Genomic DNA, 12,681 nt, shown 5'->3' on the forward strand with positions numbered 1-12,681 from the left:
ATATACTAGGGAATCATGTCTAAAACCAGAGTCGGCATCCTCAACGTCACCGGTTACGCCGGGGTAGAGCTGGCGCGGTTATTGGCCGCCCACCCCGATGTTGAACTGACTTCGGTTACCGGACGAAGCACCGCCGGACAACCGCTGGGACAGGTATTCCCGCATCTGTCGGCCTTGGGGTTGACCGTGGCCGCAGAAATCGGTGAAGTTGATCTGGTGTTTTCCGCCCTGCCGCACCGGGAGAGCGCCGAACAGATACTGCCGTTGCTGGAACGAGGCCTTAAGGTCATTGACGTCAGCGCTGATTTCCGGCTTAAAGACAGCGCTCTGTATGAGGAATGGTACGGCTTCCGACATCCAGCTCCGGAACTTTTACCAAAAGCAATATATGGATTGCCGGAGCTTAATCGGGAATCTATAAAAACAACCAATCTTACGGCTAATCCCGGTTGTTACCCGACGGCCTCAATTTTAGCACTGGCACCAGCGCTTAAAGCCGGCCTGATTGACGGCAACATCATCATTGATGCCAAGAGCGGAGTATCCGGTGCCGGACGCAGTTTAAGTTTGAAAAGTCATTACTGTGAAGCAAATGAAGACATCTCAGCCTATGCCCTGACCGCGCACCGGCACCAGCCGGAGATTTTTCAGGAACTGACAGCATTGGACGCAAAGGTACAAGCCGTAGCCTTTACACCACACCTGATACCGATGAAGCGCGGCATCCTGGCGACTTGTTACGCGCCATTGAAAACCGCAGTGTCCGACACCGAAATCAGGGGTATTTACCACCAGTTTTACGAGCAGGAACAGTTCGTAGAAGTAACACCGGCACCACCGCACACCCGGGATGTCAGCGGCACCAACATGTGCCTGATTCACCCGGTAATTGACCGCCGCAGCGGTTTGTTGATTGTGTTGTCCGCTATTGATAACCTGATCAAGGGCGCCGCCGGTCAGGCCATCCAAAACATGAATTTGATGCTGGGTCTGCCTGAGGAAGCTGCTTTACCGAAGCTGGCGCAATACCCTTAGACCTATTTTCACCATATAATAAAAAGGCGCTGATTAATAATCAGCGCCTTTTTATCTTAGATTGGTTTTCCGTGCTAGGTTGCCGGTGCCGGAGCAGCGGCTGTACCCGGGTCAGGGTCAGCCGGCCGGTTTTTAGCCCTGGCTTTCGCCTTTGTCTTGGCCGGTTCAGCGACCTTTTCAGGTTTTTCTACGCTGGCAACAGCCGAAGTATCTTTTTCTGCCGGTGGCGGCACCGGTTCAGTGAAGAGTTTTTCCAATTCTTCCCCTTCCAGGGTTTCCACTGCCACGAGGCGTTCCGCAATATAACGCAAACGGTCTCGGTTATCGGTCAGTATGGTTTTTGCCAGCTGATATCCAGCTTGAATCAACGCCTCAACCTCCTGGTCAATAAGATCAGCCGTTTTTTCACCGTAATCCCGCTGCTCATGAATTTCCTTGCCCAGGAAAACCATTTCTTCCTTACTGCCGAAGGTCCGCGGGCCCAGTTTTTCACTCATACCATATGACGTGACCATTTTCTTAGCCAGGTTGGTAGCTTCCTTGAAGTCCTGAGAAGCCCCGGTGGACATCTCGTCAAATACTATCTCCTCAGCTAACCGCCCCCCCATGAAGATGGCAATCTTGGCAGCGAATTGAGATCTGGTAGCGATATAGCGGTCCTCGGACGGCAGTTGTTTGGTATAACCGCCGGCCATGCCGCGGGCTACAATAGTAATTTTGTGTACCGGGTCAGCAGAAGGCAACATCCGAGCTACCAGGGCATGCCCTGCTTCGTGATAAGCGGTAATCTCTTTTTCGTGCTGGTTGACCTTCCGGTTTTTACGTTCCGGCCCGGCAATAACCCGATCAATAGATTCTTCCAGGTCACTCATTTCAATGACTTTTTTACTAGCCCGCGCCGCCAGAATGGCACCTTCATTCATCAGATTAGACAGGTCAGCGCCAGAAAAGCCGATAGTTTGCTTGGCCAAGGTTTCCAGATTGACGTTGTCGGCAAGTGGTTTACCCTTGGCATGAATCTGTAATATCTGATGCCGTCCGTTTAAATCAGGCATATCCAGAACGACCCGCCGATCAAATCTACCGGGGCGTAATAGAGCCGGATCCAAAACATCAGGGCGGTTGGTGGCCGCAATGACAATAATCGTGGTGTTGGATTCAAAACCGTCCATCTCCACTAATATCTGGTTAAGGGTCTGTTCACGTTCATCATGACTGCCGCCGAGTCCGGCACCGCGCTGACGTCCCACCGCATCTATTTCGTCAATAAAAATAATGCAGGGAGCATTTAGTTTAGCCTGCTTAAACAAATCCCTGACGCGGGAAGCGCCAACGCCGACAAACATTTCCACGAACTCTGATCCTGAGATGGAGAAAAAAGGCACCCCGGCTTCACCTGCGATAGCGCGGGCCAAAAGAGTTTTACCAGTACCGGGATAACCGATCAGCAGGACACCCTTGGGTATACGAGCCCCCAGCGCCTGAAATTTCTCGCGTGACTTTAGAAATTCAACGACTTCTTCAACTTCTTGCTTGGCTTCATCCACACCGGCCACATCACTAAAGGTGTTAGTCGGCTTATCTACATTAAACATCTTAGCCCGGGAACGACCGAACTGCATGGCTTGAGAATTAGCACCGCGCGCCTGCGAAAACAAGAAAATGATGATACCGCCGATAATCAGAATGGGGATAAAATTAATAAATACCGCACCCCAGTCAATTCCGGTATTGCCCACCGGTGATATTTCTATTCCAGTGGGATCAAATCCAGGAATATCATAGATAGAAGTCAGACTTTCCTTGTAGGTGAACAGTTCCCGCGGGATTGCTTCATTGGTAGTGATGTTAATCTGGTCACCGTCAATAGAGATTTTCTCTATCTGATGTTGCTGTGAAAGTTCAACCAATTGGGTCTGGCTGATTTCTACCGGCTGTTCGCTGGCAGACGGCAGGAAAAACGTAAACACAGCGATACTCACAATAAGCATCACGATATAGGCAATGGTGGTTCTGCGCCAATTAAATTTCATTTTTACCTCAAAATAGATTTGGGTGCAAAGGTGGTTGGAATGTTATGTCCATTATACCAGAATAAGCGGTTTCCCAAAAGAATCAGCCCCCGATCAATCCAACGGCACAAGCTCCCGCCAGGTGCGGTACAGCAACAAGGCATCTTCTTCAATATTAGGACTTTCGCAGATAAGCATGCCGCCGGCTCTAAAGTCAGCCAACGCCTGGAGCAGTTCTTCGTACCGGTAATCCGTTTCCGGCAGGTTCAGGTGCCGCCGTTCGCCGCTCTTGCCGGCTTCAATGCCGGAAACATGTAGGTGCAGATCATTGACAGCTTCGTTGCCGAGTGCTTCGCCGACCCGGGCAAGAACTTCAGCGAATTCCGGATAACTGTTATAACGGCCGGTGACGGCGTGAAGATGGGCAAAATCAATGGCCGGGGCAGTCCCCGGCAGCTCTTTACACAGCCGCAATAGTTCCGAAAGCGTTCCGAACTGGCTGGTTTTACCGGCAATTTCCGGACGGAGCGTAATTTGTATGTCTTCTTCCCGTAATTTGGAAAGCACCAGTTCCAGTTGGTTCTTGATATTCTGATACACCGTTTCCGATTCGCCTTTGAGATAATAGCCGGCATGAAAGACCAGACTGCCGGCACCAGCCAGCGCCGCAATCCGGGCGGCGTTGAATACCATGGCAGAGGATTTACGCAGTTTGACCTCATCAGCGGCATTGAGATTCAAATAGTAAGGGGCATGGCAGGATAGCTTAAGACCAAGTTTTTGACCAATATAAGCCACCGGCGGCGCGGTATTGTCCCGGAGGTAGATACTGCGGACAAACTCAATCTCCATGCCGGACAGCCCCAATTCCTTGACCTGTCTGAGTCCGGCAATGGTATCACCGGTACCCTTGGTGCTGGCCGGAATACCGGCGGTACCAAAATAAAGCATGGCTGCAAGTATAGGTTACCCGGCAAAATGGGGCAAACAGTCCCGTTAAAAAATCTAGAATCAGGGTAACATGAAGTTGACTGCCTGAGGGGCTATCCGGATGGTTACCGGCGTGGTACCGATGATATCGCCGTCACCTTGAACCGGCATCAGCTGGGAGCAATCAATTGTGATACTGACGCCGGCGGTGCCAATGAACCGAAGTGCTCGGCGCCTACGGCGTAGTACAATGTCCAGTGCGGTGTTTGCGATATTGCGGGGTGTCCAGTGAGTGATACCCAGCACTTCCACCTGCCCATCGGCAAGAATGGATTTATCATAAAGGTGAAACTGGGGAACACCGATAACTCCGACGTTGGTGACATGCATTTCTACACCCCGAATGGTGGATGATTGACCATCAATGGTCAGTTGATAATCACAGGGAGCAACTTTAAGGGTCGCTTTGGCTGCCCCGATAACATAGGAAAACATGCCCGCTGCCGCCTTCTGGGCCGCATCCAGACCGTCAAGGGACATAGAGGATATACCGGCAGACACATTGAGTAAACATAGCTGCTCACCGACGATCAAACCGTCAACAGCGGTGACAGTGCGTCTGGCTACGGCGATACGAGCTGCCCGGGTCGAATTCAGAGAAATACCCAATACCCGGGCCAGAGTGTTAGCCGTACCCACCGGTATAATACCCACTGCGTGAGGTTTGCCGTACAAACAGCTGGCGAGGCGGCTGACCGTTCCGTCGCCACCAACCGCCAGAAAATCCCGACATCCGCTTTCTATGGCCCGATCAACGGCCATCTGCAAGCCGGGCAAAGTCTCCAAAAAGTGAAATTCCAACCGGTGTCCAACCCGCCGGAATTCTGTTTCCAGCAAGCGGCAAACTGCCGGCCGGAACTCCCCGGCCCGCGGCGAGACTACCGCCAGATAACGCCGGGAGGTGTCAAGCATCATATTCCCACATCAGATCATCTCGCTCTGTTGTCCAGAACACCTTGCTCCCTTTTAGAAACAGTCGGGAGGGGCCGGATGACCCCTCCCGAATATCGGCAATTGGGTTAATACGACAGGATATCTTCCGGCTTGAAGTAAAGAGAGATTTCATATTCAGCGGTCTCGGGTGAATCAGAACCATGAACAGCATTGCGTTCAATGCTTTCGGCAAAATCTTTGCGAATGGTACCAGGTTCTGCCTTGGCCGGATCGGTGGCCCCCATCGCCCTACGAATAACCGAGATTACATCTTTTCCTTCAAATACTGCCGCCACCACCGGACCGGACGTGATGTATTCAACAACACTGTTAAAGAAGGGGCGTTCCCGATGCACGGCGTAATGCTTCTCTGCGGTTTCGCGGGATATTTTCAACATCCGGGCCGCCACAAGGCGGGTGCCGGTGGCTTCCAGCCGGGCCAGAATGGCACCGGTATTGCCTTTCTCCACGCCATCGGGTTTAACCAGAACCAGAATTTTTTCCATTTATGCTCCTAATTTTATTTTTCGATCAATGATTCCCAACACTGTGGCGGCGTCAACCGTTTCCAATGAAGCCGTAACCATATCCGCTTCATTCAAAGCAGCCGCCGGATGGGTATTACTGACGGCAATAACCGCCATCCCGGCTCGGTGGGCGGCGATTACTCCGGCTACCGCATCCTCAATGACCAAACAGTCCTGAGGTTTCAATTCCAGCTTTTCGGCCGCTTTCAGAAACACCGCAGGGTCAGGTTTACCCCGGTCAACCTGCGAGGCATCCACTGTCGCTTCAATAAATGCTGCTAGGCCCAGTTCCTGAAGAACCAGTGCGATGTTCGCCGCTGGCGCCGAAGAAGCAACGGCCTGTTTAAATCCGCTTTCTTTTAATTCCCGAACAAGTTCCATGACGCCCGAAAATGACCGGGCGTGTCCCGCCACCATCTGGCGGTAAGAGACTTCCTTGTCATCACCGATAAGGCGGATCTTTTCAGCTGGCACCGCAAACCCGGCGATGTAATTAATAATATCGTCATTGCGCCGGCCAAAAGTCGCCTCAAACTGTTCCCGGTTCATCCTGAAACCGTGTTGCCCCAGGGCATCCCGCCAGGACTCAAAATGCAAATCGGCGGAGTCAATTATAACACCATCCATATCCCAGATTACACCACGCTCCGGCAAACCGGTGGTATCTCGCGGCTTTTTTGAAGGCGTGATTTGCGGTCGTCGCAGATACAATGGTTGTAGCGAGGCGGCTGATATGCCGTTGCCGGCGCGTAATTGTTCCAGTCCCAGCAGTCCCAAGGCCGCCGCCCGGCTGAGGCCGGTTTCATACATTATCTGAATATCCTGACGGGAGATACTGAATAACTCCACCAGCCGGTCAGGTAATTCACCGGCGACCAGCGCTCCCTGTGGTAAAGTCTGCAACAGCGTCTCCGCCGTGACGGCCTGCTCTTCCAGTGTTTTAATCCATACGCCTTCCAGACTGCCGGCCGCAGCCACAGCATAATCATGACCCAACGGCAGAATAGCCCATACCGGATGCCCCGTTTCCTGAAAGCGCCGGGCTTCGGCTTCCAGAGTACTGACGCCTAAAACCGGTTTATTCAGAACGAAGGCCAGTCCTTTAGCGGTTGCAATGCCAACTCTGACCCCATTGTAACTACCCGGACCCCGACTGACAGCGATAGCATCAAGGTCATTCAGGGTCAAGCCGGCCTGTTGCAACAGGCCGGTCAAACACGGTAACAGTTCCACCGTCTGATTATGCTGCGTCAGCCAGCCGGCCTCAGCAACCATTGCCTTGTCCCGCAGCAACGCCAAACCGGCACTGGAGGTGGCAGCATCAATAGCCAGAATAATCGTCATCCATCACCTTTCCGCAGCGCCTCAAGTTCCGTCAACAGCACCTGATAGCGTTCGCCGCAGGCCGTCAGCCGCACAGTGCGGGTGTTGTCATTAACATATTCAATCTCAACCCGCAGGTGATCGGGTGGCAAAATGTCTGCGGCCCGGTCAGCCCATTCCACAATGGTCACACCGTCGCCGTAAAAATAGTCATCCAATCCCAGGTCAGCAACCTCCGACAGATTATCCAACCGGTAAAGGTCCAGATGATACAGATTCAGCCGCCCCTGCAGCTCCCGCATGAGGACAAATGTAGGGCTCATGACACTGGATTTAATGCCCAGTCCTTTGGCAATCCCCTGAGTTAGAGTTGTCTTTCCGGCGCCCAGTGGGCCGGACATCAGCAGGACATCGCCGGGTGCCAGCACCCGGCCGATACAGCGGCCAAACTTTCTGGTATCAGCCGGTTTGGCTAAATTAATAATCAGTGATTCCATCAAGCCAATACAAAGGGTTAAAAATTTCCGATAAATTGTGCGTCAAAGCCACCACGCCGTCAATCAAAAATGCCGCCAGCCGCGGTTATTTAATGCCGCAGCCCGGCCGTCAGCCTCAAGAAAATCAAGACATCCCGCATCACGGGTTACCACCCCAATCACTGTTACCTTACACTCCGCTGCTGCGACCACTCGACCCATGACCGCCGGATGAGCGGTAAAGAGCAGTTCATAATCCTCGCCGCCGCTTATTGCCAGCTCCAGTGCTTTGTCTCCACCGACAGCTGCAACGGCAGGATGAACCGGGATCCGGGCCGCCTCAAGCCTGGCTCCGACGTTACCGGCCTGCAGCAGATGTCCCAGATCCGCCAACAAACCATCGCTGATATCGATAGCGCACTTGACGCCGTGGGCCACCAGCTGCCGCCCGATCGTCAGCCGCGGCTCTGGCCGCCAGAAAGCGGCTATAAGTTCATCGGCCTCCTTTACGTCCGCTTTCAAAGTGCCTTCAAGCAATTTCAGACCCGCGGCCGCGGCACCCAAAGAGCCGGTAACGGCAATCAAATCACCGGTTCGGGCTTTAGAACGTAACAGCACTCTGGATTTTGACTGTACCGTGCCGGTAACGGCGACGTGAACCGAAAGTTCCCCGGCGCGACTGATGTTACCGCCGGCAATGACCGTGCCGTTTTGGGCCGCCAAATCTGCCATTCCACGGTACATCGTGACAACATCTTCCACGGCGACATCACCGGGCAGGCCCAGGGACACCAGAGCATAAACCGGCGCACCGCCCATAGCGGCGATATCAGACAGGTTAACCGCAAGGGCCTTCCAGCCCAGGCAGGTCCAATCCAAATATTGTTTCTTAAAATGAACGCCTTCCACCAGCGCGTCCATGGTGGCCAGTTGATAACCGCGAAGACTTTTAAAAACTGCGGTGTCGTCGCCGATACCAATAAACGGCAGCTCCGAACCCACCGGCGGTATCCGGTTAATCTCGGTAGTGATGCGGTCAATGAGTTCAAATTCGGTCAAGCCGCTGATTTCCACCTGCGGATTATATCATATTTGTTCTCATCCGCCCGATTGACGGCGACTATTTGCCCGGCGGTCACTTTTCAGGTAAGCTAAAATCAATACTTGTATTTCGGAGGACGGTCCCATGCTGGAAGGTTTATTCGGCTTTTTCTTCGCCAGTATATTCGGCCTCATATCGTTCTTTCTGAGCCTGGTTATCTATTTTCTGCCCAGTTTCATCGCCTTTGCGAGTAAACGCCGCAACGCCCTGGCGATTTTCCTGTTGAACTTCCTGCTGGGCTGGACCTTTATCGGCTGGGTAGTCGCACTGGTCTGGTCGGTCAAAAAGTAAAATCCTGCCGATGATTAGAGGCACTGCCTCCCCTCAGAAAGGCAATTCAGTATCGGGTAGATCAGGGACATCATCCGCCAGCCGTTCCGGGCAATCGGCTGAGGTTAATTCGCAATAACGGCACTCGGAATGGCTGGGAGACCGCCTCGGCGGCTTTTCAGCCGACAACAAATCCAGAAAATAAGTCACCCGTTGCTGAAATTCCGTATCAACCGCCGCAGCGGGAATGTCGCTTGATTCGGCGTTCCGGTAAACCACACACCCCTTCAGGGATTTTCCCCGGTATAACGGCGAACCATAAGGCAACAGCAACATATATAGCATCACCTGGATAAGGTCTGAATGCCGCGGCGCGCCGGTCTTGACGTCGTAAACTGTTGTCAGCCCGCCCTCTTCCAGAGTAATCAGGTCAGGCTTGCCGGAAATAGTCAGCCCACCCTTACGGGATACTTTGAATTGGTTCTGCTCTTCTTTAAACATGGCCGTTATCCCGGCCTGACGCCGGCATAATTCATCCAGGCCCTGATTATGGGCCACCATCCAGGCGGCCTGTTTAAAATCCGAAGGTGCCTTTTCATACTCAGTGCAGTGCGCCCGAAACCAGGCGGACCAATGACATTGGACTTCACCGGCCATTAATTTGGCCAGCCAGCTTATCCATACATATGGACTTTTACGTTTCCGGGTCATGGCCAGATTATATCAGTCTTCGGTATCTCCCTACGACCCGCCATCGATTCACTTGTCCGGCAACCACAGTTTGTCATTTAGGATTTACAGCGCCTATAATTACCGCCAATGGAATCCGCTTACGCAATCGTCTTTTTCATATTCGGCACCGTCATCGGCAGTTTCCTCAATGTCATGGCCGACCGGATGCCCGGGGAACAATCCATCGTCACCCCGCCGTCACGCTGTCCCGGTTGCAGCCGCCGGCTTTCAGTCACCGATATGATACCTGTAATATCCTGGCTGGCGCTTAAAGGGCGTTGCCGGACCTGCGGCGAAAAAATACCCGCCCGCGTCTTTTGGGTGGAAACCGTGACCGGTTTGGCCTTCGCCTTTCTTTACCTGTATTTCGGCCTCACGCCGGAGTTATGGGTCGGCTTATTTTACGCCGCAGTAACCATCGTTATTTTTGTGATTGACCTGGAACACCAACTCATTCTCAATAACATCCTGATGCCGGCTATGGGCATAGCACTGCTGATCAGCCTTTTTGCCGGACAGATTGACCTCGCCCCCACGTTTCTGAACGCTGTTATCGGCGCCGTCGCCGGTTTCGGTATCTTTTTGGTGGTTTATATCGTCTCCCGCGGCGGTATGGGCGAAGGCGACGTCAAGCTGGGTGCTCTGGCGGGTCTGATTACCGGCTGGCCTAACGTTATCGTGGCCGTTATTCTCTCCTGGATTGCCAGCGGACTGGTGGCCATTGGATTACTGGCTTTCCGGCGCAAAGGCCGCCGCGAGGCCATCGCCTTCGGGCCGTTCCTCGCCCTGGCCATGTTCATCACCTTTCTCTGGGGCAGTCAGTTGATAGACTGGTATTTGGGGCTGTTCCTGAACTAATTCAACGGTTGATAGTTGAAGGACACTACAACCACTATCCCCGACCCTTCTGATTTGTTATAATACCGGTATTCCTAGGCCGTGCCGTTGCGCGGCTTGAGTTGTGAGGAAATGAACAGATGACCAGACTCCGTTTTGACGACCCTATTATTTATAATGCCATCGCCGCCGAGGACACCCGGCAACAGGAAACCATCAATCTTATCGCTTCAGAAAACTACGCTTCCCGGGCGATTCTGCAAGCGCAGGGTTCCTCACTGACTAACAAATACGCCGAAGGGTACCCCGGCAAACGCTATTACGGCGGTTGCCATAACATGGACGATATTGAAGCCCTGGCCATTGACCGCGCCAAAGAACTTTTCCGCGCCGAACACGCCAATGTTCAGCCGCACTCCGGCGCTCAGGCTAACATGGCAGCGTACTTCGCCTTGATTAAACCCGGCGACACCATAATGGGCATGAGTCTGTCTCACGGCGGACACCTGACCCACGGCGCCAAACCTAATTTCACCGGAAAAATGTACAACGTGGTTGCTTACGGCCTGGATCAGGAAACCGAGCGCATCAATTACGCCGAGATGGAACGACTGGCTGATGAGAGCCAGCCCAAGGTCATCATGTCCGGGGCGTCAGCTTACCCCCGCATTATTGACTTTGAACGCATCCGCCATATCTGCGACCGGGTCGGCGCTAAAATGATTGTAGACATCGCCCACATCGCCGGACTGGTTGCCGCCGGGGTGCACCCGTCTCCGGTACCCTATGCCGATATCGTTACCTCGACCACCCACAAAACCCTCCGCGGTCCCCGCGGCGGCTTTGTGCTGTGTAAAGAGGAATACGCCCACGCCATTGATTCGGCAGTCTTCCCCGGCATTCAGGGCGGCCCTTTGATGCATGTCATCGCCGGCAAAGCCGTGGCTTTCAGAGAAGCCGGCACTCAGGAATTCGGCCAATACGCCGCCCAGATTCTTAAAAATACCAAAACGCTGGCGCAGGAACTGGAGAAGTCCGGCTTCCGGCTGGTTTCCGGCGGCACAGACAATCATCTGGTGCTACTGGACCTGACCGCGACCGGCGTCAACGGCAAGGATGCCGAAGAAGCCCTGGGCCGCTGTAATATTGTGGTAAACCGCAACACCGTACCGTTTATCGTCGGCCAGAAACCCACGGCTCCCAACGGCATACGGCTGGGGACCGCAGCAGTAACGACCCGTGGTTTTGGTGAAACCGAAATGGTTAAAATCGCCGCCTGGATCAACGAGATTATCAAAAACTTCGGTAATACCGACACTGAGTCCCGCATCGCCTCGGAGGTGAAAGAGTTGACCGCTAATTTTGCGGTGCCTGGAATAACCGATTAATCTGAACATAAGCCGGTTGTGTATTCTTAGAGACTAGAAATTGTGAGGCGCCTGACTAATGGATGAACTGAAAGTATTTTCCGGAAACGCCAATCCTGATCTGGCTCATGCCGTGGTAGATTATCTGGGCATCCCATTGGGCAATTGTCAGGTTTTTGAATTCTCCAATGAGAATACTTTCGTCCGCATCATGGATAACGTACGCAACCGCGATACCTTCGTGATTCAGCCTTTCTCCTCGCCGGTCAATCAGAGCATCATGGAAACGATGATTATGATTGATGCGCTGAAGCGCGCTTCCGCCGGCCGTATTACCGCCGTCATCCCCTACTATGGTTACGGCCGCACGGATAAAAAGGACCAGCCGCGGGTGCCCATCACCGCCCGCCTGATCGCCGACCTGCTGACCACCTCCGGGGCGAACCGGGTGTTGACCGTTGACCTCCATGCAGCCCAGATTCAGGGCTTTTTCAATATCCCGGTTGACGAACTGTCCGCCATCAACCTGATTACCAATCACGTCAAGAAAAAGAATCTGGAAAATCTGGTGGTGGTGGCTACGGACATCGGCATTACCAAACGGGCAAGGGACTTTGCGGAAAGGCTCAACGCCCCGCTGGCCATCATTGAGAAACGGCGATTAGGCAACGATGACCGCACCGAAACCCTGAACATCATCGGTGACGTCAAGGGCCGCATTGCTTTAACCATTGACGATGAGATAGATACCGCCGGTTCGCTGATCAATTCAGTGCAGACTCTGCTTAAAGCCGGGGCGTCCGAGGTTTATTCCTGCTGTACTCACCCCATCTTTTCCGGCCCGGCCATTGAACGCATCGCCGCCTCTCCGGTCAAAGAGGTCATCGTCACCGACACCGTGCCGGTGCGTCCCGAGAAGAAACTGGATAAAATTACCGTGCTGTCCATCGCCCCGCTTCTGGGTGAAGCCATCCACCGTATCCATACCGGATTATCGGTCGGCGCTATGTTCCAACAGGATTCCTGAGTTCCTTGATTTGGTGCCTCAGAAGATTCATTGACAATTAGCTTCACCTA

13 protein-coding genes are annotated in these 12,681 nt (G+C 53.3%); 5 read left to right on the forward strand and 8 right to left on the reverse strand.

What is annotated here, in order from left to right:
* Positions 1 to 15 precede the first annotated feature (15 nt).
* Complete coding sequence (argC, locus tag V8247_RS01745; protein WP_338738161.1) at positions 16 to 1,035, forward strand: N-acetyl-gamma-glutamyl-phosphate reductase; 1,020 nt, start codon at positions 16 to 18, stop codon at positions 1,033 to 1,035.
* Between the two features lie 74 nt (positions 1,036 to 1,109).
* On the opposite strand, the gene ftsH is transcribed toward argC, so the two are convergent.
* From ftsH to thiL, 7 genes are all read right to left on the reverse strand, one after another.
* Positions 1,110 to 3,068, reverse strand: coding sequence for an ATP-dependent zinc metalloprotease FtsH (gene ftsH, locus V8247_RS01750; protein ID WP_338738163.1), 1,959 nt, complete (start codon positions 3,066 to 3,068; stop codon positions 1,110 to 1,112).
* 93 nt (positions 3,069 to 3,161) lie between these two features.
* Complete coding sequence (locus V8247_RS01755; protein WP_338738166.1) at positions 3,162 to 3,998, reverse strand: TIM barrel protein; 837 nt, start codon at positions 3,996 to 3,998, stop codon at positions 3,162 to 3,164.
* 60 nt (positions 3,999 to 4,058) lie between these two features.
* Positions 4,059 to 4,952: a diacylglycerol kinase family protein gene (locus V8247_RS01760; protein ID WP_338738168.1), complete on the reverse strand. Its 894-nt coding sequence runs from the start codon at positions 4,950 to 4,952 to the stop codon at positions 4,059 to 4,061.
* 104 nt (positions 4,953 to 5,056) lie between these two features.
* Complete coding sequence (ndk, locus tag V8247_RS01765) at positions 5,057 to 5,476, reverse strand: nucleoside-diphosphate kinase (protein WP_338738171.1); 420 nt, start codon at positions 5,474 to 5,476, stop codon at positions 5,057 to 5,059.
* Positions 5,477 to 6,841, reverse strand: coding sequence for a tRNA (adenosine(37)-N6)-threonylcarbamoyltransferase complex dimerization subunit type 1 TsaB (gene tsaB, locus V8247_RS01770; protein WP_338738173.1), 1,365 nt, complete (start codon positions 6,839 to 6,841; stop codon positions 5,477 to 5,479).
* Positions 6,838 to 7,317, reverse strand: coding sequence for a tRNA (adenosine(37)-N6)-threonylcarbamoyltransferase complex ATPase subunit type 1 TsaE (gene tsaE, locus V8247_RS01775; RefSeq protein WP_338738175.1), 480 nt, complete (start codon positions 7,315 to 7,317; stop codon positions 6,838 to 6,840). The genes tsaB and tsaE overlap by 4 nt, the downstream gene beginning before the upstream one ends.
* A gap of 63 nt (positions 7,318 to 7,380) precedes the next feature.
* Positions 7,381 to 8,355, reverse strand: a complete 975-nt coding sequence (gene thiL, locus V8247_RS01780; protein ID WP_338738177.1) for a thiamine-phosphate kinase — start codon at positions 8,353 to 8,355, stop codon at positions 7,381 to 7,383.
* 127 nt (positions 8,356 to 8,482) lie between these two features.
* On the opposite strand from thiL, the gene V8247_RS01785 reads away from it, so the two are divergent.
* On the forward strand, positions 8,483 to 8,689 hold the full coding sequence (locus tag V8247_RS01785; RefSeq protein ID WP_338738179.1) for a superinfection immunity protein: 207 nt from the start codon (positions 8,483 to 8,485) through the stop codon (positions 8,687 to 8,689).
* A gap of 33 nt (positions 8,690 to 8,722) precedes the next feature.
* Here V8247_RS01785 and V8247_RS01790 read toward each other — a convergent pair whose 3' ends face one another.
* Positions 8,723 to 9,325: a PD-(D/E)XK nuclease family protein gene (locus tag V8247_RS01790; protein WP_338738181.1), complete on the reverse strand. Its 603-nt coding sequence runs from the start codon at positions 9,323 to 9,325 to the stop codon at positions 8,723 to 8,725.
* A gap of 162 nt (positions 9,326 to 9,487) precedes the next feature.
* Between V8247_RS01790 and V8247_RS01795 the strand changes: the two genes are divergently transcribed.
* From V8247_RS01795 to V8247_RS01805, 3 genes are all read left to right on the forward strand, one after another.
* Positions 9,488 to 10,258, forward strand: coding sequence for a prepilin peptidase (locus tag V8247_RS01795; protein WP_338738183.1), 771 nt, complete (start codon positions 9,488 to 9,490; stop codon positions 10,256 to 10,258).
* Between the two features lie 119 nt (positions 10,259 to 10,377).
* On the forward strand, positions 10,378 to 11,625 hold the full coding sequence (glyA, locus tag V8247_RS01800) for a serine hydroxymethyltransferase (RefSeq protein ID WP_338738186.1): 1,248 nt from the start codon (positions 10,378 to 10,380) through the stop codon (positions 11,623 to 11,625).
* A gap of 58 nt (positions 11,626 to 11,683) precedes the next feature.
* Entirely contained in the window at positions 11,684 to 12,631 is a 948-nt protein-coding gene (locus V8247_RS01805) for a ribose-phosphate pyrophosphokinase (protein ID WP_338738188.1), read from the forward strand.
* Positions 12,632 to 12,681: the final 50 nt, after the last annotated feature.

Origin of the sequence: Dehalogenimonas sp. W, assembly GCF_037094495.1 — a bacterium.
In the GTDB taxonomy this organism is placed as follows: Bacteria; Chloroflexota; Dehalococcoidia; order Dehalococcoidales; family Dehalococcoidaceae; genus Dehalogenimonas; species Dehalogenimonas loeffleri.